We start from the raw sequence: 21,329 nt of genomic DNA, 5'->3' as shown, positions 1-21,329 counted from the left end.
GGGCAATTATTCCGTTTCCGCCCCCGCCCCGCTGCGGTTTGCCTGCGTTGCATGTCCTCGCTCGCGATATATCGCGGGCAGGAGCATGGGAGTCGGGCAAACCGGGGAAGGCGGGGCGAAGGAAGCCGGCCAGGTCTACGCTCGGCCCATGAAGAAGGTCAGCGTTGTCTACAACCCCATCAAGGTGCCGAACCTGGAGGAACGGGTCGCCGTCGCCGCCCAGCTCGCCGGGGAGTTCGGTTACGCGGCACCGGACTGGATCGAGACCTCCGTGGACGACCCCGGTGAGGCGATGGGTCGCCAGGCGCTCGAGTCGGGCGCCGAGCTGGTCATCGCGATGGGAGGGGACGGGACTGTCCGTTACGTGGCTGCGGCGCTCAAGAACCAGGGCGTCCCGATGGCGATCGTGCCGCAGGGCACCGGAAACCTGCTGGCCCGCAACCTCGACATCCCGCTCACCGACTACGAGGCCCAGCTACGCATCGCCTACGGCAACACCGAACGCACCTTGGACGTCGGCACCGTGGAGTTCGACGACAGGAAGCCGGAAACCTTCCTCGTCATCGCGGGCGCCGGGCTCGATGCCGACACGATGGCCAACACCAGTGACAACCTGAAGAAGCTGGTCGGTTGGGTCGCCTACGTGGAGGGGGGCGCCAGGGCCATGCTCGCGCGTGGCTTCCGCGTCCGGGTGGAGAACGACGAACCCGGCCCCGACGGCCACGAGCACCACGCCCGGTCCTACATGGTGTGCAATTGCGGCATCCTCCAGGCCGGCGTGGTGCTGGTGCCCGAAGCAGAGCCCGACGACGGCCACATGGACACGCTGGTCCTCTCCCCTCGCGGCCCACGCGGGTGGGCGGCCCTTGTCACCGACATCGTCACCCGCCACCGACGCGGGCACCGCCAGATGCGCCACTGGATCACCCACGAGGCCACCGCCAGTTTCAACCGCGAGGTCGAGGGCCAGGTCGATGGGGACGCCATGGGGCCGACGCGGCGCATGAAGACCTCTATGGACACCCAGTCCCTGCTGGTGAGAGTCCCCGCCTGACCATTGCTTTTGAGAGCGCTCTCACCTGGCGTCGTGACCACCACCTCTCATCGCGACAATGGAGTTCCTCATGAGTGTGTTCCCCTCCCTCTCCCACCGTTCCGCCCGATGGTGCTGGGGGGCTGAGTTTCTGGGCGGCTGACTACAGCAAATAGCATGGGCCCGCTTCCTGGGGCGACGCCCCCTCACCGTCCTGATGGCCTGTCTGGTGGTGGGCGCCCTGGCCGGTGTGTGGGGCTCGTCGCTGTTCTCCAGGCTCAGCAATGGCGGGTTCGAGGACCCGAAGAGCGACTCCCACCTCATCCTCGAGGAGACCCGGGAGCGCTTCGGGGACAAGAATGCCGACATTGTCCTGCTCTACCGCACCGACGGGAAGATCACTGACCAGCAGGTCGTCGCCGACGTCCAGAAGGTCCTGCAGGACCTGCCGAAGGCCGACGTCAAGCAGGTCGTGCCCTGGTTCGCCGACAAGTCCGGCAAGCTCATCGGCGATGACGGGCACGCCGGCATGATGCTGGTCACCCTCGGCGGCAACGACCCCGACGCCAAGCTGGACAGTTTCAAGCAGATTCAGGATGACCTGGCGGTCAAGGGCCTCGACCTGCACATCGCGGGGATGTTCCCTGTCTTCGACGAGATCAACACCTTCGCCACCGACTCCATCGTGAAGGCGGAGATGATCGCGATCCTGGTCGTGTTCATGCTCTCGGTGCTCATCTTCGGTTCGGTCGTCGCGGCGCTGATGCCCACGATCGTCGGCATCGCAGCCATCATCGGATCCTTCGCCTTGCTGCGCACCATCACGCTGTTCGCCGATGTCAACGTCTTCTCGGTGAACATCGTGACGATCCTGGGCATGGGCCTGGCGATCGACTACGCCCTGTTCGTGGTCACCCGCTTCCGCGAGGAACTCTCCCAACAACCCGACACCTCCCGCGCCAACGCAGCCGCCGCCGTCGAGATCGCCATGAAGACCGCCGGACGCACCGTGCTCTTCTCCGGCCTGACGGTCGCCGTCTCGCTCGCCTCCCTGCTCATCTTCCCGCAGGCCTTCCTGCGCTCCATGGGCCTGGGTGGCGTTGCGGCGGTGCTGGTCGGCATGATCTCGACGCTGACGCTGCTGCCCGCGATCCTGGTCCTGCTGGGCACGACCATCAACAAGGGCGGCATCGGACCCATCAACCGGATGCAGGAGCGCGCCGAGCAGCAGGGCGGCTGGGCCAGGCTCGCCCGTCAGGTGATGCGCCACCCGATGCTGTTCATCATCCCCATCGTCGCCGCACTCGTCGTGATGACCATCCCCTTCTTCCACGTGAAATGGGGCGCCATTGACGCCTCGATGCTGCCCAATTCCGCCAGGGCCGTCATCGCCCAGGACAAGCAGCACGAATGGTTCGGGACGCCTGAAGCGACTGCCGAGGTCCTTCTCACCGGCGCGAAGGCCACCGATCGGGCCGAGCTGGCCACCTACATGGATGACCTGAAGAAGGTGAAGGGCGTCAAGGGCGTCCAGGTCATCAACCAGAGCGCCCCCGGAAAGGACCCGGCCACCCTGCTGCAGGTCAACTGGGACGACCGCCCGCAGACCCGCGACTCCCAGGACCTGGTCCGTGACCTGCGCCAGGTGGACGCTCCGGGCCAAGCGATGGTGGGCGGCCAGACCGCGCAGACCGTCGACATGCTCAGCTCCGTCGGTGAACGCTTGCCGTGGATGGCTGCTCTGGTGGCACTCGCGATGTTCGTGCTGCTCTTCCTCGCGTTCGGCTCGGTGGTGATCCCCCTCAAGGCACTGCTGATGAACGTCCTCTCTCTGGGCGCCGCCTTCGGCGCGGTGACCTGGATCTTCGCCGACGGGCACCTTGAGGGCCTGCTCGGGTTCACCTCGCCGGGCTACCTCGACCCGACCGAGCCGCTGTTGATGGTGGCGATCCTGTTCGGCCTGTCGATGGACTACGAGGTCTTCCTGCTCAGCCGCATCAAGGAGGAGTACGACAAGACCGGCCACAACCGCGAGTCCGTCGAGCACGGCCTGCAGAAGACTGGACGCCTCATCACCAGCGCCGCGCTGCTCCTGTGCGTGGTGGTGCTCGGGTTCGCCGTCAGTGACCTGATCTTCCTCAAGATGGTCGGTGTCGGCATGCTGATCGCCATCATCCTGGACGCCACCATCGTCCGTGCGCTGCTGGTCCCTGCGACCATGCGCCTGCTGGGTCACTGGAACTGGTGGGCACCGCCGGGCCTGCGCTGGATCGCACGCAAGTTCTCCCTCAGCCACTGACGGCTAGGCTCGACCCATGAGCGACGACGTCATCCGGCTGGGCCAGTTCCTGAAGTACTCCGGCCTCGCCTCCACCGGCGGTGAGGCCCGCGAGTGGATCCAGGCCGGCCTGGTCAAGGTCGAGGGCGAGGTCGAGACCCGCCGCGGCCGTCAGCTCACCGACGGCCTGCGCGTCGAGGTGGAACTGCCCGATGGCACCACTGAGGAGGCAGTCGTCGGCGAGGATATCGACGTCCCCTGGTGAGCCCGGAACCAGTGGTTCAGAGCTCGTCGCGGGTCGGGGCGTAGGCACCCGCATGGGTGACAGTCACCGCTGAGGTGGCCACCGCCCGATCGATCGCCGCGCGCAGGAGCTGCTCGGTGATGGCGCCCCCGGCGTCCCGGCCAAGGGCCTCGGCGTCAAGCAGCCCCGAGACGAGCCCGGCCATGAACGAGTCACCGGCGCCGACGGTGTCGACGACGTCCACGCGGCGGGGGCTGACCTGTTCGAGGCCGCCGGTGGCGACGAAGGAGGCACCCTCTCCCCCACGGGTCATCACCACTGCGCGCGGTCCGAGCTGGGCCCAGCGGACCAGCACGTCCTCGGCGCGGTCATCGGGGTAGAGCCAGGCGATGTCCTCATCGGAGGCCTTGACCACGTCACTGAGGGCGATCACCTGCTCCACCCGCTGGCGGACCGCCTCTGGGGTGCCCATCAGCGCAGGGCGCATGTTCGGGTCGTAGCTGATCGTGATGCCAGCCTGTTTCGCCTGCTCCAGAATCTGAAGAACCTTGTCAGCCCCGGGCTGCAGGACCGCGGCGATGCTGCCCGTGTGCACATGCCCGACGTCGTCCAGATCGACGTCGGGCAGGTCCCACTCCAGGTCGAACTCGTAGGTCGCAGCACCACTCGAGTCCAGGGTGGCGGTCGCTGTCGGGGTCCCGTCGGCACGATCAGAACCGCGCGCGAGCAGCACCGCGTGCTCGGAAAGCCACTGCTGGATCATCAGCCCGCGCGGGTCGCGGCCGATCCAGCAGGCCAGGCGGGCGGGATGCCCGAGCCGGGACAGGCCTCCGCCGACGTTGAGAGGGCTACCGCCCACATGCTCCTGGACGTCCCCGTCGGTGCGGTGGACGACGTCGATCAGCGCCTCACCCAAGCAGAGCACAGTGTTCATGCTCCGAGCGTAGTGGGGCACAATGGCGCGCATGTCAGCGCGTTACCTGGTTTCCCATCCCTGCGAGGACGCCTGCGGCACCATCGAGACCGATGAGCGCGTCGAGGGCGCCCCCGTTTACCGCTGCCCCGGGTGCGATTCGACCTGGATCGAGCTGCACGAGCGCTCCGGAATTCTGTCCGACACAGCCAAGAAACCGGGCTGACCGTCTCGTGCGGCGCGAAACCCCTAGAATCGGCACGAACGCTGCCCTGACCGAAGGACGTCCCATGGCCACCGCCAAGCGCGAATTCTCGATGATGTCCCTGCTGCTGATCCCCATCGGCATCGCCCTGAACTTCGTGCTGGGGTCAGTTGCCAAGGCGTTGAACCTGCCGATCTTCCTCGACTCGGTGGGCACCGTCCTGGCCGCGATCCTGGGCGGGCCGATCGTCGGCGGCATCACCGGCCTGCTCGGCGTGCTGTCGATCAGCGCCTTCGCCCCCGCCGCGGTGGTGTGGTCGCTGCAGGCCGGCGTCATCGGCATCGTGGTCGGTCTGCTGGCCCGCTTCGGTTGGTTCCGCGGCTCCCGGGTGATCCTGTCGACGCTGATCATCGTGGGGCTGTCGGTGCTGCTCTCGGCCATCATCTCCATCGCCGTCTTCGGCGGTTTCGACGGTTACGGCATCTCCGTGATCCGCGCCGCGCTGATCGAGGCAGGCTTCAACATGCCCACGGCGGTCGTGATCACCTCGGCCGTGGCCGAGCTCATCGACAAGAGCCTCTCGGTGGCCATCCCGATGCTGGTCATCGGCGGTATGTCGGACCGCTTCCTCAACAAGTTCCCCAATGGTCCGCACCTGCGCACCCTGCGTCCGCAGGCGGGCACCGTGGGCACCGGGCCCGTGGCACCGCAGCCGGCCACTCCGGTCGTCTCGGATTCCCCCCTGGACCAGAGCGCAGTGGACGAGACCGACACCTACGGCTCCTATGGTTCCTACGACGAGCCGACCAGCAAGAGCTGACGCTGGTCGCATGGCCAACCCCGTCCACCGGCTCAATCCGCTCACCCAGGTCTTCCTGGTCCTCGCGGCGACCATCATCGGGCTGTTCTTCGGCCCGATCTACTGGGCCTGCTTCTTCCTGGTCGCCCTGCTGGTCTGCGCCCTCTCGGGCAAGGTGAAGGGCTTCCTGGGCGTCTTCCTGGTGGGCGTCCTGCCGATGGGCCTGCTGATGTTCGTGCTGCAGCTCTTCTTCTCCGGCGACGGACGCGTGCTCGTCGACTGGTGGATCTTCGAGGCCACCGAGGGCGGGTTGCAGAATGCGATCCACTTCGTCAGCCGGCTGTTCACCATCGCCACCGGCGTCCTGCTGATCACCCAGATCGCCGACCTGCAGCGTTTCGCCCGCGACCTCGAACAGCGTGGCGTCTCCCCGAGAGCGACCTACGTGATCCAGTCGACCTTCCTGATCCTGCCGGAGATGCAGAAGCGGGCCGGCACGATCCTGGACGCCCAGCGCGCCCGGGGCATCGAGACGGACGCCAACCTGTTCGTGCGCGCCAAGGCCTTCCTCCCGGCCGTTGCCCCGCTGATCCTCAGTTCCCTGACCGGCGTCGAGGAACGCGCCATGTCCCTCGAGGCCCGCGGCATGACCCTGTCCGGACCCAAGACCAGCCTGCTCCACGTGGAGGACTCGGCCCTGGACAGGGCTCTTCGCGTCCTCGCCGTGCTGGCGGTGCTGGCCGTGATCGGTTGGAAGGTGTGGCTGTGGACGCGATGACCAATCCGGCGGTCGACATCCGCAACCTGACCTTCACCTACGACTTGGCCACGGCTCCGTCGCTGCAGGACGTCTCACTCACCGTCGCACCGGGTGAGTTCGTGTCGATCATCGGTGCCAATGGCGCGGGCAAGTCGACCCTGTGCGCGGCGATCCGCGGTCTGGTGCCGCACTTCTCCAAGGGGGAGTTGAGGGGTTCGGTCGTGGTGGCCGGCAAGTCCATCCCGGAGACCCCGTTGGGTGAGATGGCCCGCGATGTCGGCTACGTCTTCCAGAACCCTTTCACCCAGATGAGCGGCGTTGCCCGCACCGTTTTCGACGAACTCGCCTACGGGCTGGGGAACCTCGGCGTCCCCGCCGAGGAGATGCGCGAACGGGTCGAGACGATGCTGCGCGACACCGAGCTGGAACCCCTGCGTGACCGCAACCCCTTCGAGTTGTCGGGCGGGCAACAGCAACGCGTGGCGCTGGCCTCGATCCTGGTGATGGGCCAGCCGATCCTGGTCATCGACGAGCCGACCAGCCAGCTCGACCCCGAAACCACCCAGGACATGTTCCGGCTCATCAAGCGGGCCCGCGACGAGGGGCGCACGGTCATCCTCGTCGAGCACAAGATGGAACTGGTCGCCCAGTTCAGCGACCGTGTGGTCCTGCTCCAAGGGGGTCGGGTCGTCATGCAGGGCACCCCGGCGGAGGTCTTCAGCGACCCACGCTGCGAGAAGGCCGGCACCCGCCTGCCTGAGAGCATGTACCTGCGCCGGGCGCTGGCAGCCCACGGCGTCGAGCTGCCCCCGCACCCGCTCACCGTCGCGCAACTCATCACCGACGTGGACGCCTACCGCGCCGGGCGGTCGGTCGCCTCCTCCGCCCCCGAACCGGGGGCGATTCCCGCCGAGCCCCCGGCGTCCGAAGCACTGCTGGAACTCGACGACATCACGTTCTCCTACCCCAACGGGGTGAAGGCGGTGCAGGGGGTGTCCTTCCGCGTGGGGCGCGGGGAATCACTCGGCATCATCGGGCAGAACGGTGCCGGCAAGACCACCGCCGCCAAGCTCATCAACGGCCTGCTCAAGCCGAGCTCGGGCACCGTGCGCCTCGGGGGGGAGGACACCACCCGCTGGACCGCCGCGCAGACCGCACGCCGGGTCGGCTACGTGTTCCAGAACCCCGACGACCAGATCTTCAACAAGACGGTGGCCAGCGAGGTCGGGTACGCGCTCAAGCGCCTCGGCATCCCCGGGGATGAGGCCGACCGACGCGTCGCTGCAGCCCTGGAGATGACCGGGCTGACCGAGCAGACGGAGACGAACCCCTACGACCTGCCACCTTCGGTGCGCAAGTTCGTGACCATCGCATCGGTGATCGCAGCCGACCCGGAGGTGTACATCCTCGACGAGCCGACCGCCGGACAGGACCTGGTCGGGCTCAACCGGTTGATGAAGATCCTGCGGGAACTTCAGGCACGCAACAAGGCGATCATCACGATCACCCACGACATGGAGTTCGTCTCGCAGAACTTCCGCCGCACCATCGTGATGACCGGCGGCAAGGTCGTCCTCGACGCTCCCACCGACCAGGTGTTCTACGACACGAAGGTCGTCGAGCAGGCCCACGTGGACCAGCCAGCCTTCGTCGAACTGGCCAGCCACGTCGGTGGCGCGCCGATGGGCCTGTCGATGACGCGGCTCGCGGCCGCGATCACCGGGGGCGAGTCAGCGCGCTGAGGCCGGCGGCAGGGCGAGAACCTGCCGGACGCGCTGGCGTCCGAGGTTGACCGCCCCGGTGGGGCCGGCGGTGAAGATGCGCTCCTCATCGCGCCGGGCCAGGGCCTCGTCCCGCTCCCTGGCGACCTGGGCGAGGGACTCGCGCAGCGCTTCGATCTCGGCGTCCATCTGCAGGATGCGCTGGATGCCGTTGAGGTTGATGCCCTCGCCCTGGGAGAGCTGCTGGATCAGGCGAAGCTTGTTGATGTCGTGGACGCTGTAGCGGCGCCCTCGCCCGCGGGTGCGCTGGGGCTGGACCAGCCCGAGCCTGTCGTAGGTGCGCAGGGTCTGCGGGTGCATCCCTGACAGGTGGGCAGCCACCGAGATGGTGAACACCGCAGCGCGGGGGTCCATCTTCTGGACGGCATTGCTGCTCATGGCATCACCGGAACAGTTCGGCCCGCGGATCCTGGGGGCCGACGGCCTGGGCGTAGTCCTCGAGCGCCTTGCGGGCGGCGTCGTTGAGGTCCTTGGGGACCTCGACCTCGACGGTGACCAGCAGGTCGCCCATGGTGCCGTCCGACTTGGGCACTCCCTTGCCTCGGACGCGCATGGTGCGGCCGTTGGGGGTTCCCGGCGGCAGTTTCAGCTTGACCGTGGGGCCGTTCAGGGTGGGCACCTCGATGGTCGCGCCCAGGCTCGCCTCGGTGAAGGTGACCGGCACCGTGATGGTCAGGTTGTGGCCCTTGCGGCCGAACTTGCTGTCCTGGCGGACGTGGACGGTGACGTAGAGGTCGCCGGGGGCGCCGCCGTTCTCGCCAGCCGCACCCTTGCCCTTGATGCGGATCCGCTGGCCGTCGTCGACGCCGGCGGGAATGCGCACCTGCATCGTCTTCGTGGATCGTTCACGGCCCGAGCCGTGGCAGACCTGGCAGGGCTCGTCGACGATCATGCCGCGACCGTGGCAGTCGGTGCAGGTCTCGGTGACGGTGAACACTCCCCCGGAGGTCGAGGCCTGCATGCCCGAACCCTGGCAGGTGGGGCACACACGGGGGATCGTTCCGGCCTTGGCGCCGGTGCCGCGGCAGGCTGCACAGGCATGCTCCGACACCATCTGGACGCCCACAGTCGCGCCGTCGATCGCCTCCTTGAAGCTGATCGTCACCTCGCCCTCGACATCGGCCCCGCGGCGCGGGTTGCGGGTCGAGGTGCGGCGGGTGCCCGTACCAGTGGAGGTGCCGAACAGGTTGCCGAAGATGTCACCGAAGTCGCCGCTGGTGGTGGCGGCATTGCGGAACAGGTCGTCGACGTTCACATTGCCGGTGCCGGTGCGACCGGCCGACCCTCCCCCTCCGGGGAAGCGGAAACCACCGAAGCCGCCGGCGCCGAGCAGCTTGCGCTGCTCGTCATACTCCTTGCGCTTCTCGGGGTCACCGATGATGGAGTTGGCCTCCGAGATCGCCTTGAACCGTTCCGCAGCCGCCTTGTCGTCGGGGTGCTGGTCGGGGTGGTTGTCCCGGGCCAGCTTGTGGAAGGCCTTCTTGATCTCGCTCTGGCTGGCGTCCTTGGAGACACCCAGCACCTTGTAGTAGTCCTTCTCGAGGTAGTCCTGGGTGCTCATGCTCGCCTCCTCCGGAGGATGGGGTTGGTGGGGATCACTCGGGGTTCGCGACCCCGACTCGGGCCGGGCGCAGGACGCGGTCGCCGAGCTTGTAGCCGGTCTGGATGACCTGGCTCACGGTGGTCTCGGTGACGACCTGGCCGTCGGCCATGGGAGCTTGCATCAGGGCATCGTGCATGACGGGGTCGAAGGCCTCGCCGACAGCACCGAAGCTGCTCAGGCCGTGCTTCTGGGCGACCTTGGCGAGGCTGTCGGCCACCAGCTCGAAGCCCTGGCTGTTGTCCTTGTGCTGTCGGGCCAGGTCGATGGAGTCCAGTACCGGCAGCAGGTCGGCGACGACCGACTCGATGCCGGCCTGACGGGCCAGGTTGCGGTCGCGGTCGACGCGGCGCTTGTAGTTCACGTACTCGGCCTGGAGCCGCTGCAGGTCCTGGGTGCGCTCGGCGACGGTGTTCTCGAGCTCGGTCACACGATTCGACTCGTCGTCCTCCGCCTCGGCAGTGTCCTGCGGGGGCGCGGACCCGGTCACCTCACCCGCCTCGCCGACTGGGGCCTGGTCAACCTGGTCGAGGCCCTCCTCGTTCAGGCTCTGCGGCGCCCGGCTCTCCTCGCTGGAGACCTGGGCATCCTCGGTCGGCTTCCGATCGGTGGGGTCGGCGCCGAAAACGTCAGTCATCTGTCTTCCTTCTGGTAGCAACCGTGTCGCAAGGGGTGTGATGAGCGGGGGTCAGCACCGATGATGCTGACCCCCACCCTATGACCAGGTCCTGGTCAGTTCTGCTTGTTCTCGTCCTCGTCGATGACCTCGGCGTCGACGATCTCTTCCTCACCGGCCTGGGCCTCATCAGCGGGGGCCTCGGTCGACTGCTCACCCTCCGGGGTGGCCTCGGCCTGGGCGGCCTGCTGCTGGGCGGCGTAGACGGCCTGGCCCATCGCGGAGGCCTTGGTGTTCAGGTCGTCCATGGCGGCCTTGACCTCGTCGTTGTTGTCGGTGCCCTTGAGCGCTTCCTTCAGCTTCTCCAGGGACTCCTCGACCGGGGTCTTGACGTCGGCCGGGATCTGCTCGGCGTTGTCAGCGAGAAGCTTTTCGGTGCGGAACGCCAGGGCGTCCGCGTCGTTACGCATCTCGACGGACTCGCGGCGCTTGCGGTCCTCCTCGGCGTGCGACTCGGCCTCCTTGACCATGCGGTCGATCTCGTCCTTGCCCAGGGCCGAACCGCCGGTGACAGTCATGGACTGCTCCTTGCCGGTCGCCTTGTCCTTGGCCGAGACGTGCACGATGCCGTTGGCGTCGATGTCGAAGGTCACCTCGATCTGGGGCAGGCCGCGGGGGGCCGGCATCAGACCGGTGAGCTCGAAGTTGCCCAGCGGCTTGTTGTCGCGGGCGAAGTCACGTTCACCCTGGAAGACCTGGATCATCACCGAGGGCTGGTTGTCCTCAGCGGTGGTGAACACCTCCGACTTCTTGGTCGGGATGGTGGTGTTGCGCTCGATGATCTTGGTCATCACGCCGCCCTTGGTCTCGATGCCCAGGCTCAGCGGGGTGACGTCGAGCAGGAGCACGTCCTTGACCTCACCCTTCAGCACGCCGGCCTGCAGCGAGGCGCCCAGGGCCACGACCTCGTCGGGGTTGACACCCTTGTGGGGATCCTTGCCCGAAAGCTCCTTGACCAGGTCGACGACGGCAGGCATACGGGTCGAGCCACCGACCAGGATGACCTGGTCGACCTTGTCGACGCCGATCTTGGCATCGGAGAGCACCGCGTTGAACGGGGCGCGGCAGCGATCCAGGAGGTCCTGGGTCATGCGCTGGAATTCGGCGCGGCTCAGCTCCTCGTTGAGGTGCAGCGGGCCCTCAGCAGAAGCGGTGATGTAGGGGATGTTGATCGAGGTCTTCTGGGTGCTGGACAGCTCGATCTTGGCGGCCTCGGCGGCGTCACGCAGACGCTGCATGGCCATCTTGTCCTTGGACAGGTCGACACCGTTCTTGTTCTTGAACTGGGTCACCAGCCAGTCGACGACCTTCCCATCCCAGTCATCGCCACCGAGTCGGTTGTCGCCCTTGGTGGCCTTCACCTCGAAGACGCCATCGCTGATGTCGAGCAGCGAAACGTCGAAGGTTCCACCACCCAGATCGAAGACCAGAACGGTCTGCTCGGTGTCACCCTTGTCCAGGCCGTAGGCCAGGGCAGCGGCGGTCGGCTCGTTGATGATGCGCTCGACCTTCAGGCCGGCGATCTCACCGGCTTCCTTGGTGGCCTGGCGTTCGGCGTCGTTGAAGTAGGCCGGGACGGTGATGACGGCATCAGTGACGGCCTCACCGAGGTAGGCCTCGGCGTCACGCTTCAGCTTCTGCAGGATGAAGGCGCTGATCTGCTGGGGGGTGTACTTCTTGTCATCGATGTCGATGTTCCAGTCGGTGCCCATGTGCCGCTTGACCGAACGGATGGTGCGATCAACGTTGGTGACGGCCTGGCGCTTGGCGACCTCGCCGACCAGCACCTCGCCCCCCTTGGCGAAGGCAACGACGGACGGAGTGGTGCGAGCACCCTCCGCGTTGGGGATGACAGTCGGCTCGCCGCCTTCGAGGACGGCGACGACGGAGTTGGTGGTGCCGAGGTCGATGCCTACTGCACGTGCCATGGTGGTTCCTCCAGTGTTCAGGTGAGACCTTGAGTCTTACGGGCTCAACCTTACTGGCCCTCGAGGTTGAGGACAAGTGAAAGTTGAGTGCAGCTGACTCAACCATGGTTCTCTCAGGGTTATTCCTGACCCACTGCCCCAGCGCCTCCGGCCCCGATGCCGCCAGCCTCGTGCTGGCAGTGCAGGCGCGACTGGTCGCCGGGCAGCGAAGCCGGAGCGCGCCCCTGCCCAGATGCTGCTCACCGGCCTGCGGACGCAGCGCCTGGCCGGCCGAGATGGCCTTCGCCCGCGCCATCGCCGACCGTGTCGTCTTCATGGACCACGGTCAGGTGGTCGAGACCGGCAGCACCGACTTCTTCACCTCCCCCCGCACCGACCGTGCCCGCCACTTCCTCGACATCTTCCACTACGAGGAGCCGCGTCCGAGTCTGTGAACTTGGCCTCACACACAGTCGATGCCATGATGGCGGTGATCACCCGCGAGACTTCAACGATGAAGAGAGCGAATGACCTCCCCCGCAGCCCTGCGCCCCACCTCCCCCGGCGCCACTGAAGCCCACGTCGTCATCGTCGGGGCCGGCATCGTCGGCCTGTCCACCGCCTGGTTCCTGCAGGAACGCGGCGTCCGCGTCACCGTCCTCGACCGCACCGGAGTCGCCGCTGGTGCCTCCTGGGGCAATGCCGGGTGGATCTCACCGGGCATGTCGATCCCGTTGTCGGAACCCTCAGTCCTGCGGTACGGGTTGAAGGCACTCACCGACCCCGATTCGCCGTTGTTCGTGCCGGTCCGGCTGGAGCGGGAACTGGTGGGGTTCATGCTCGGTTTCGCGCGCCGGTGCACCATCGGCCAGTGGCGCAAGGCGATGCAGCACTTCGTGCCGATGAACGGCATTGCCATCGAGTCCTACGACCACTTGGCGGCGAAGGGCGTGGTTGCGCCGGTGCACGACGCGCCGTTGATGGCCGCCTTCCTGGCCGAGGCTGACACTGTGGGCCTGGAGCACGAATTCGACCTGATCCGTGAGGCCGGGGTTGATCTGGTCGCCGACCTGGTCTCCGGTGAGGAGGTGCGTGCGGAGGTGCCCGCCGTCTCCCATGAGGTCGAGGCCGGGATCCGCATCCGTGGCCAGCGCTACATCAACCCGGGCGAGTACGTCGAATCGCTCGCGCAGGCCGTGCGTGACCGAGGTGGTGAGATCATTCTTGGCGCCGACGTGAAGCGGCTGCGCCAGGGCCCCGGTGGCATCGCCTGTGAACTCGTGGGACGCGAGCCCGTCCGCGCGGACCAGGTCGTGCTCGCCACCGGCGCCTGGCTGCCCCAGCTCGCCCGGGAGACCGGTGTGAAGACGATCCTGGTCGGTGGGCGCGGCTACTCCTTCTCGGTGCCGATCACCTCCGAGGTGCCGATGCCGGTCTACTTCCCGGTCCAGCGCGTGGCCTGCACCCCGTTGGGCGAGCGGCTGCGTGTCGGCGGCACCATGGAGTTCCGAGGACCCGATGAGCCGCTGTACCCCCAGCGCGTGGACGCGATCGTCCGCACGGCCCGGCCGTTGCTCTCGGGTGTCGACTGGGACGATCGGCAGGACACCTGGGTCGGTGCGCGTCCGGTCACCGTGGACAACCTCCCGCTGGTGGGCCCGACGAAGGTCCCTGGTGTCTGGGTGGCCGGTGGGCATGGGATGTGGGGTGTCACCCTCGGCCCGGCCACCGGCAAACTGCTCGCCGAGTACATGGTGTCGGGACGCTGCCCGGAGCCACTGAAGGCACTGGACCCGACCCGCTGAGTCAGGCGCCAAGTCGCATCCAGGCGTCGGTGCGGACGCGCCAGAGTTGCGTGCCCATACGGGCCAGCATGTACCCGCCGTGGACGGCCCAGATCATCCAGAGGGCCGGCCCGTGCAGGCCTACCCAGATGATGAGTGGCAGGTGGATGGCGCTGGCGACGAGACCGGCCAGCGCGAGATAGCGGGCGTCCCCTGCCCCGATCAGCACGCCGTCGAGCACGAAGACGACGCCCGCGAAGGGCTGGAACACACCGATGACCAGCAGGGACCAGAACAGGGGTGCCCAGACCTCGGGGTCGGGGGTGAACAGGCGCATCAGCCAGGGGCGGGAGGCGATGGTGAGCGCACCAAGGACGATCCCGGCGCCGATCCCCCACCCGACGGCGGTGCGCGTGACGGCGCGAGCGGCCGCGGCGTCCCCCGCGCCGAGGTGGCGTCCGATGATGGCCTGGCAGGCGATGGCCAGGGCATCCAGGGCGAAGGCCAGGAGGGTCCACAGCGAGTTGGTGACCTGGTGCGCGGCCAGCCCGGCGGCCCCGAGGTGGGTGGCGACGATGGTGTTGGCGGTGATGGAGGTCTGCAGCGAGACCGTCCGCAGCAGCAGCCAGAAGCCGCTCTTCGCGGCGGTCAGGATGCGTCCGACATGGAACTGCAGGGAGGCACCTTCGCGGCGGGCACCGCGCAAGACCACCATCGCCAGGATCGCCGAAGCGGCGTACTGGCTGGCCAGGGTGCCCAGCGCCGCACCGAGGATGCCCAGGTTCGCGCCATAGACCAGCAGGAAGTTCAGCGCGATGTTGGTCAGGTTGAGCCCGACCGCGACGTAGAGCGGGGTGCGGGTGTCCTGGAGACCACGCAGGATTCCGGTTGAGGCCAGCATCACCAGCAGCGCGGGGAAGGCCAGACCGACGACGCGGAGGTAGAGGGTGGCCGGGCCGGCGACGGCGTCCGGTGGGTCGTACCAGCCGATGACGGTGGGCGCGAGGAGCAGGGCGAGCAGCGCGAGGACAGCGCCGACCACGAGCGCGAGCATCATGCCGTCGAAACCGCTGGTGAGCGCGTCGCGGCGGCGTCCGGCCCCGAGGTAGCGGGCCACGGTGGCGGTGGTGCCGTAGGCCAGGAAGACGCACAGGCCGGTGACCACCCCGATGACATTGCCCGCGATGCCGAGACCGGCCAGGGTCTCGGTGGACAGGTGCCCGATGATCGCGGAATCGGCGATCACCAGCAGCGGCTCGCTGACCAGGGTGGCCAGCGCAGGGATCGCCAGGGCCAGGATCTCGCGGTGGACCGATGGGGTCGGCTGGGGCCTGGGCACGAGCGCCACCCTAGCCGTCTACGCTGCAGGACCATGAGTTGGCTGCGGAGTCTCCTGGGGATGTCTGCCTGGCGGATGCTGCCCGAATTCCGTCAGGTCAGGCTGGAATCCCCCCGCCTGCGGAATCGCTACATCCAGACGATGCGGAGCATGGACTGCAGCGGCACCATCGTCCAGGACTGCGGGGTGTGGGGGGTCCTGCCGGACAGGAACGGCATCCTGCGGGCGGTGCTCGAGGAGCGGCTGCTGATGACCTGCCTGCCGCGTCAGCTGGCGCCACTGCTGGTCACCAATGACTTCCTGGGCAGGGTCACGGATACGGTCAACGCCCCTGACGTCGCCGTGGAGCTACCCGTCGATGACGATGCCTTCGACGGCAAGAAGTGGCGGGTCCAGGCGGCAGATGTCGAGTTCGCGCGAGCCGTGCTGACCCCCCGGATGTGGGAGGTGTTGGAGCGGATCGGTGCTCGGCGGAAGTTCCTGTTCTTCGTGGACGGACCGTCCCTGATCGCTCCAGTGGGCCTGATCAGCGGGGCAGGTGGGAAGGACGCCCGGGAACTCGGCGAGGTGGCCGGGCTGCTGCGCGAGCACCTGAGGTCCGGGATCCTGGACCGGTGGATTCGTGAGCCGGACCTGGTCCCGGTCGATTGCTTCGGCAAAGGTGACTGCGGGCTGCGCGGCTGGGGGGTCAGCTTCCCCGAGCGCGGCGACTTCGATCGGCTCGTCGAGGGGACGCTGGAGGGTGGGCAGTTCCGCGCCTACCGCTTCAAGGTCGGTCGCGCCGCAGTGCAGGAGCAGCTGTGGCCGCTGGACCACGAAGTCCCCGCCACAGGGTTCAGCGGCATGGTCACGGTGGCGCTGGACCACCCCGTGCCCAGCAGGGTGCACTACGCCCGCAAGCCGCTGGTGGACCTGGGCAATGTCACCACTGAATGGCTCGACTTCAACGATGACTTCCAGGTGCGTTCACCCGACGAGCAGGTGGGTCACGAAGTCACCACACCGCTGCTCATGCAGTACCTGTACGACCACCGGGTCCGGCAGATGGAAGTGCGCGATGGCCAGCTGATGGCCGGGGTTGCCCGCTTCGCCGCCGACGACATCGAGAAGGTGGCGCGCACCCTGATGGGGGCACGACGCCACCTGCCCGGCTACGGGGTCATTCCCTCCACCAGGAGTCGTTGATGGTGACGGGGGTGCTGCGCTTGTGGCGGGAGCGCGTCCACTTCTGCTCGATCTTCTCGGCGACATCCTCGGGCACCTCACGGCCCTCGACGTAGGCATCGATCTGGTCGTAGGCGAGCCCCAGCTCCTCCTCGTCAGAACGCAGCGGTTGGTCATCGAGCAGGTCGGCGGTGGGGACCTTGGCCCACAGCTGCTCGGGAGCACCCAAGTGCCGGAGCAGCTCGCGGTTCTGGCGCTTGTCGAGGCCGAAGAGCGGCAGGATGTCCGCACCGCCGTCACCGAACTTGGTGAAGAAGCCGGTGACTGATTCCGAGGCGTGGTCGGTGCCGATCACCAGCAGGTTGCGCTCGCCGGCGATCGTGTACTGGGCGACCATGCGCATGCGGGCCTTGACGTTTCCCTTGTTGAAGTCGGTGATGTCCAGGCCGGTGCCCTGTTCGAAGGCGGCCTCCATACCGTCGGTGGCGTCCTTGATGTTGAGGGTGACCTCGGTGTTGGCCCCAATCCAACGCATGGCTGCGGCAGCGTCCGCCTCGTCACTCTGGACGCCATAGGGCAGGCGGACGGCCACGAAGTCAGCATCTGCCATTCCCTCGGCGTGGAGGCGCTGGACCGCCAGCTGGGCCAGGCGCCCGGCCAGGGTGGAGTCGACGCCGCCGGAGATGCCGAGCACGAAACCCTTGGTGTGGGACGCCCGGAGGTAATCGATGAGGAATTGGATGCGCCGCTCGACCTCGGCGGCGGGGTCGATCTCGGGGCTGACGCCCATTTCGTCCACGATGGTCTGCTGGAGTTCACGCATGGGCCCAGCCTAGGCCTCCGCCCCCCACCCCGCGTTTGCGCGAGATGTGTGCCCCTGCCCGCGATATGTCGCGAGCAGGAGCATGGGCGGCGAGCAAAGACCACGGGGGAGGGCCCTTCCTCCCCGATACCATGGTCACCATGGCCGATGAGAACTCCAGCCTCCGACTGGGCGATTCCGACCGCAACGCCGCCATCGATGCGCTCAGCGGGCACTACGTCGAGGGTCGCCTCACCCTGGAGGAGTTCGACGAACGATCCTCCGGAGTGATGAGCGCCTTGACCTTTGGGGCCCTGGACCCCTACTTCGAGGGGCTCCCGGGTGGCGTCCCCATCCAGCCCGGTGCGCCCGGGGGTGTGCGGGGGAGCACCGCTGTGGCACCGGCGGAGGCCGAACGGGACCTGGCAGAGTTGTCCCGCAAGGGCCGGGTGATGGACAAGGTGGACGGGGTCGCCTTCACGCTGGCTGCGGTCTTCTTCTTCACCAACCTGTTCATCTTCCACCTCCCCTACGGCTGGCTGGCCTGGCTGGCAGCCATCGGCGTGAGCCTGGTGGGTCGCGCCATCGTCGACTTCGACGACAAGGACGAGGAGGTCTGGGAGGAAGTCAAGGAGAAGGAGTCCCAGGAGCGCGCCGAGCGGCTGAAGATCGCCCTCGAACGCCGCCGCGCATTGGAGAAGTAGGCGGGGTCAGGAATCGCGCGACTCGGCCACGACCCGGCGGATGGCGCGAAACAGGTCGGTCGACCCGGCCCCTTCCGCCGTCAGGTCCGCTGCCTCGCGCGCTGCCGGAGACCCCGGTTGCACGGCAATGCTCATCCCGGCCAGTTCCAGCATCGGGACGTCGGTGTCCGAATCCCCCACCGCCAGCACCTGGTCCATGCCGATGCCGAGTGCCTCGGCGAGCGCGGACAGGGCCGCGCCCTTGCCCGAATCCATCGGCCACAGGTCGTGCAGGCCATTCCCCGAGTGGGTCATCGCGACATTGTCGAGCTGAGCGACGGCGTCCTCGACCTCAGCGACATCCGTGGAATCACACATGATCTTCAGCGCGTGCAGTCCAGCGACCTCGTCGGCATCCAGGGCGTCCGAACGGGTGGTGGCGCTCATCCAGGTGTCGTGCTCCTCGCGGTCGATGCGCGCCGGTTCCCCGAACGCCAACCAGCGCCCGTCGGACAGGTAGATGTTCACGGCCGAGTCCCCACGCTCGACCAGTGCCGCCAGGCCTCTCGCCAGCTCCTGACTGATCTCGAAATCGACCGTCCGGATCGCGCGACCTTCGGCGTCCTCGGTGATCGCCCCGTTGTCGCCGATCAGGGGCATCGGGACGCCGATCGCCTCGCGCACGACCTTGATCGACTCGGCCGGGCGCGCACTCGCCAGGGCTACCTCGAGTCCGTCCTCGGCCAGGGCTGCCACCGCGCGCGCCGTCTCGGGGCTGATCCGTTCCCCGGTCTCGAGCAGGGTTCCGTCGATGTCGAGGACGACAAGGGTGATGGCCATGCCCCGAACCTATCCCGTGCGCAAGACTGGGTCGGTGACTTTCGACCTCGGACGCATCGGAGCCGGCCTCCCGGTGGCGGCCGTCGTGCCCGAGCTCGACTCCGCGATCGGGGACGCCGGGGTCTGCGTCGTGCAGGCTCCGCCAGGCACCGGCAAGACGACGCTGGTGCCGCCGCTGGTCGCCAACCTGGTCCCGGGATGGGTGGTCGTCACCCAGCCACGGCGCCTCGCTGCACGGGCGGCGGCCGCGCGGCTGGCCTCGCTGACCGCCAGCCGGCTGGGGGGCGCGGTCGGCTACGTGGTGCGCGGCGACCAGGCGATGTCGGCGTCCACGAAGGTGGAGTTCTGCACCGCTGGCGTGATGCTGCGGCGCCTGCTCTCCAGCCCGGAACTGGACGGCGTCGACGCGGTCATCGTCGACGAGGTCCACGAGAGGTCGCTCGATTCCGACCTGGTCACGGCGATGGTCGCCGAACTGCGTGAGCTGCGCCCCGAACTGGTGCTGGTGGTGATGTCGGCCACCCTCGATGCCGACCGCTGGTCACGCCTGCTCGACAACGCACCCATCGTCAGGGCCGAGGCCGACCTGTACCCGCTCGAGATCCGCTGGGCACCCTCCCCCGCCCCCAGACTCGACGCACGTGGAGTGACGCCGGCCTTCCTCGACCACCTGGCAGACCAGGCGGTTGGTGTCCTCGGCGAGGGCACCGTGCTGGTCTTCGCCCCGGGAGCGCGAGAATGTGACCAGGTCGCCCAACGGTTGCAGGCCCGCGGGGTGACCGCCGATGCCCTCCACGGCTCACTCGACCCGCGTACCCAGGACGCCATCATGCGCTCGGAGGATCTGCGCCGGGTGATCGTGGCGACCTCGATCGCGGAGTCCTCCCTCACTGTCCCGGGCGTGCGCGCGGTGGTCGACTCGGGCCTCTCCCGCGAACCGCGCTACGACGCGGGCCGTGGGATGAGCGGGCTGGTCACCGTCGCCGAAGCACGATCCTCCGCAGAGCAGCGAGCCGGCCGCGCCGCCCGGCTCGGGCCCGGGGTGGCAGTGCGCTGCTTCCCCGAGTCCGACTGGGCGGGGATGCGTCCCTTCACAGCCCCCGAAGTTCTCAGCGCCGACCTCACCCAGGCCGCCCTCGACCTCGCGGTCTGGGGAGCTCCGGGCGGGGTCGGGTTGGCTCTTCCTGACCCACCGCCATCTGCTGCCCTGGCGGCAGCACTCCGTGTCCTGCAGGGTTTGGGCGCGATCGACGCGGAGGGCCGCGCCACCGACGTGGGACGCCAGCTGGCCCGGATGCCTGTCGAGCCGCGACTCGGTCGCGCGCTTCTCGAGTCCTCCCCGCGGGTCGGGTCGCGCGAAGCCGCTGAGGTCATCGCCCTGCTGGCTGGTGACCAGCGGATCCCGGGCGGCGACATCGTGGCCGCGTGGCGCGCGTTCCGCCGCTCCCCCATCACCCGCCGCGAGGCTGATCGTCTCGAACGGCTGGTCAACTCGGCATCCCGACCCCACGAGCTCGATGACGACGAGCTCGCCGCCGAAGTGGTTGGTGCCGCTTTCCCTGACCGCATCGCCCGCCGCCGCGGCACGTCCGATGACTACCTGCTGAGCTCCGGCACGGGCGCCGAACTGCCCCGTGACTCGCGGCTTCGCGGCCAGGTCTGGCTCGCCGTCGCCGAAGTCGGACGCGTGGGAGACCGCGCCCTGGTCCGCTCCGCTGCCCCACTCAGCGAAGCTGCCGCGCTGCGACTGGGGGCGTCCCTGCGTACGGAGAACACCGAGGCGACGTGCGTGAACGGCAAGGTGTCGGCCCGACGGGTGGCACGGCTCGGCGCTATCGAGTTGAACACCACCCCCATGGCACCTACTCCCGAGGATGGCCAGGCGGCCGTCCAGCGGGCGATGCTCGAGCAGGGGCTGCGCGCGATCATCCCCTGGCCTGAGGACGCCGAACAGTTCCGGCGTCGCCTCGCACTGCTGCACCACCACCTCGGAGCCCCCTGGCCCGCGGTCGACGACCAGACCCTGGCCGAGCGCGCCCAGGAATGGCTGGGCCCTGAACTGGACGACCTGGCACAGGGCCGCGCGGCGTCCCGCATCGACACGACCGGCGCCCTGCGCAGGCTGCTGCCCTGGCCTCAGGCGACCCGCCTCGACGACCTCGTGCCTGAGCGACTCGAGGTGCCGACGGGCTCGAAGATCCGCCTTGGCTACCCCGAAGACCCGCACGACCGGGTCGTCCTGGCGGTCAAGCTGCAGGAACTCTTCGGGCTGCTGGAGACCCCGCGGATCGTCGACGGCCGCGTCCCGGTGCTGATGCACCTGCTCTCGCCGGCGCAGCGACCGCTCGCGGTGACCGACGACCTGGCGTCCTTCTGGGTCAATGCGTACCCGGGTGTCCGGGCTGAGAACCGCGGGCGCTACATCAAGCACCCCTGGCCGGAGGACCCGCTGACCGCGCCCCCGCGACGGGGCACCACCCGCTCGGGACGCTGAAGGGGTGGATTGCGGCCCATTCCTCTC

General features: G+C 68.2%; 20 protein-coding genes. 12 read left to right on the top strand and 8 right to left on the bottom strand.

What is annotated here, in order from left to right; translation table 11 throughout:
* Positions 1-148 precede the first annotated feature (148 nt).
* The 3 genes from M3G03_RS02285 to M3G03_RS02275 all read left to right on the top strand — a co-directional run bounded on the left by M3G03_RS02285 (position 149) and on the right by M3G03_RS02275 (position 3,576).
* Complete coding sequence (locus M3G03_RS02285) at positions 149-1,054, top strand: diacylglycerol kinase family protein (RefSeq protein WP_259807790.1); 906 nt, start codon at positions 149-151, stop codon at positions 1,052-1,054.
* Between the two features lie 196 nt (positions 1,055-1,250).
* Positions 1,251-3,332 (top strand): MMPL family transporter, encoded by a 2,082-nt coding sequence (locus M3G03_RS02280; protein WP_259807788.1) that lies wholly within the window; start codon positions 1,251-1,253, stop codon positions 3,330-3,332.
* A 16-nt stretch (positions 3,333-3,348) separates the two neighbouring features.
* Entirely contained in the window at positions 3,349-3,576 is a 228-nt protein-coding gene (locus M3G03_RS02275) for an RNA-binding S4 domain-containing protein (protein ID WP_259807786.1), read from the top strand.
* 16 nt (positions 3,577-3,592) lie between these two features.
* On the opposite strand, the gene M3G03_RS02270 is transcribed toward M3G03_RS02275, so the two are convergent.
* Complete coding sequence (locus tag M3G03_RS02270; protein ID WP_259807784.1) at positions 3,593-4,489, bottom strand: carbohydrate kinase; 897 nt, start codon at positions 4,487-4,489, stop codon at positions 3,593-3,595.
* Positions 4,490-4,520: 31 nt separating this feature from the next.
* Here M3G03_RS02270 and M3G03_RS02265 point away from each other — a divergent pair, with 31 nt between their 5' ends.
* The 4 genes from M3G03_RS02265 (at position 4,521) to M3G03_RS02250 (ending at position 7,974) form a co-directional block, all read left to right on the top strand.
* On the top strand, positions 4,521-4,694 hold the full coding sequence (locus M3G03_RS02265) for a DUF1062 domain-containing protein (RefSeq protein ID WP_259807782.1): 174 nt from the start codon (positions 4,521-4,523) through the stop codon (positions 4,692-4,694).
* 64 nt (positions 4,695-4,758) lie between these two features.
* On the top strand, positions 4,759-5,493 hold the full coding sequence (locus M3G03_RS02260) for an ECF transporter S component (RefSeq protein ID WP_259807781.1): 735 nt from the start codon (positions 4,759-4,761) through the stop codon (positions 5,491-5,493).
* 10 nt (positions 5,494-5,503) lie between these two features.
* Positions 5,504-6,250, top strand: a complete 747-nt coding sequence (locus M3G03_RS02255; RefSeq protein WP_259807780.1) for an energy-coupling factor transporter transmembrane component T — start codon at positions 5,504-5,506, stop codon at positions 6,248-6,250.
* The gene (locus tag M3G03_RS02250) at positions 6,247-7,974 is read left to right on the top strand and encodes an ABC transporter ATP-binding protein (RefSeq protein ID WP_259807778.1); all 1,728 of its coding nucleotides are present in this window, start codon (positions 6,247-6,249) and stop codon (positions 7,972-7,974) included. The genes M3G03_RS02255 and M3G03_RS02250 overlap by 4 nt, the downstream gene beginning before the upstream one ends.
* On the opposite strand, the gene M3G03_RS02245 is transcribed toward M3G03_RS02250, so the two are convergent.
* From M3G03_RS02245 to dnaK, 4 genes are all read right to left on the bottom strand, one after another.
* Positions 7,963-8,391 carry a heat shock protein transcriptional repressor HspR gene (locus M3G03_RS02245; protein ID WP_259807776.1) on the bottom strand — a complete coding sequence of 143 codons (429 nt, stop codon included), beginning with the start codon at positions 8,389-8,391 and terminating at the stop codon, positions 7,963-7,965. The genes M3G03_RS02250 and M3G03_RS02245 overlap by 12 nt on opposite strands.
* A 4-nt stretch (positions 8,392-8,395) precedes the next feature.
* Positions 8,396-9,574: a molecular chaperone DnaJ gene (gene dnaJ, locus M3G03_RS02240; protein WP_259807774.1), complete on the bottom strand. Its 1,179-nt coding sequence runs from the start codon at positions 9,572-9,574 to the stop codon at positions 8,396-8,398.
* Positions 9,575-9,608: 34 nt separating this feature from the next.
* Positions 9,609-10,250, bottom strand: a complete 642-nt coding sequence (locus M3G03_RS02235) for a nucleotide exchange factor GrpE (RefSeq protein WP_311197442.1) — start codon at positions 10,248-10,250, stop codon at positions 9,609-9,611.
* 95 nt (positions 10,251-10,345) lie between these two features.
* Positions 10,346-12,217 carry a molecular chaperone DnaK gene (gene dnaK, locus M3G03_RS02230; protein WP_259807773.1) on the bottom strand — a complete coding sequence of 624 codons (1,872 nt, stop codon included), beginning with the start codon at positions 12,215-12,217 and terminating at the stop codon, positions 10,346-10,348.
* Positions 12,218-12,321: 104 nt separating this feature from the next.
* Here dnaK and M3G03_RS02225 point away from each other — a divergent pair, with 104 nt between their 5' ends.
* Both M3G03_RS02225 and M3G03_RS02220 read left to right on the top strand, forming a co-directional pair.
* The gene (locus tag M3G03_RS02225; protein WP_259807772.1) at positions 12,322-12,651 is read left to right on the top strand and encodes a hypothetical protein; all 330 of its coding nucleotides are present in this window, start codon (positions 12,322-12,324) and stop codon (positions 12,649-12,651) included.
* A 72-nt stretch (positions 12,652-12,723) separates the two neighbouring features.
* Positions 12,724-14,001 carry an FAD-binding oxidoreductase gene (locus tag M3G03_RS02220; RefSeq protein ID WP_259807771.1) on the top strand — a complete coding sequence of 426 codons (1,278 nt, stop codon included), beginning with the start codon at positions 12,724-12,726 and terminating at the stop codon, positions 13,999-14,001.
* 1 nt (position 14,002) lies between these two features.
* Here M3G03_RS02220 and M3G03_RS02215 read toward each other — a convergent pair whose 3' ends face one another.
* Positions 14,003-15,319 (bottom strand): MATE family efflux transporter, encoded by a 1,317-nt coding sequence (locus tag M3G03_RS02215; protein WP_259807770.1) that lies wholly within the window; start codon positions 15,317-15,319, stop codon positions 14,003-14,005.
* Between the two features lie 60 nt (positions 15,320-15,379).
* On the opposite strand from M3G03_RS02215, the gene M3G03_RS02210 reads away from it, so the two are divergent.
* Complete coding sequence (locus M3G03_RS02210) at positions 15,380-16,504, top strand: DUF3137 domain-containing protein (RefSeq protein ID WP_259807768.1); 1,125 nt, start codon at positions 15,380-15,382, stop codon at positions 16,502-16,504.
* Here M3G03_RS02210 and nadE read toward each other — a convergent pair.
* Positions 16,479-17,306, bottom strand: coding sequence for an ammonia-dependent NAD(+) synthetase (nadE, locus tag M3G03_RS02205; RefSeq protein ID WP_259807765.1), 828 nt, complete (start codon positions 17,304-17,306; stop codon positions 16,479-16,481). The two genes, M3G03_RS02210 and nadE, sit on opposite strands and share 26 nt — an antisense overlap.
* Before the next feature lie 140 nt (positions 17,307-17,446).
* On the opposite strand from nadE, the gene M3G03_RS02200 reads away from it, so the two are divergent.
* A complete protein-coding gene (locus M3G03_RS02200; RefSeq protein ID WP_259807764.1) occupies positions 17,447-17,989 on the top strand; it encodes a DUF1707 domain-containing protein in 543 nt (180 codons plus the stop codon).
* Positions 17,990-17,995: 6 nt separating this feature from the next.
* On the opposite strand, the gene M3G03_RS02195 is transcribed toward M3G03_RS02200, so the two are convergent.
* Positions 17,996-18,808 carry an HAD-IIB family hydrolase gene (locus M3G03_RS02195; RefSeq protein WP_259807763.1) on the bottom strand — a complete coding sequence of 271 codons (813 nt, stop codon included), beginning with the start codon at positions 18,806-18,808 and terminating at the stop codon, positions 17,996-17,998.
* Here M3G03_RS02195 and hrpB point away from each other — a divergent pair.
* Positions 18,807-21,302 carry an ATP-dependent helicase HrpB gene (gene hrpB, locus M3G03_RS02190; protein WP_259807762.1) on the top strand — a complete coding sequence of 832 codons (2,496 nt, stop codon included), beginning with the start codon at positions 18,807-18,809 and terminating at the stop codon, positions 21,300-21,302. The genes M3G03_RS02195 and hrpB overlap by 2 nt on opposite strands.
* Positions 21,303-21,329 lie beyond the last annotated feature (27 nt).

The sequence above is a fragment of the Aestuariimicrobium sp. p3-SID1156 genome (genome assembly GCF_025144225.1).
Classification (GTDB): domain Bacteria; phylum Actinomycetota; class Actinomycetes; order Propionibacteriales; family Propionibacteriaceae; genus Aestuariimicrobium.
The sequence above is the reverse complement of the archived record's forward strand: the minus strand, read 5'-3'. Positions and strand labels throughout refer to the sequence as shown.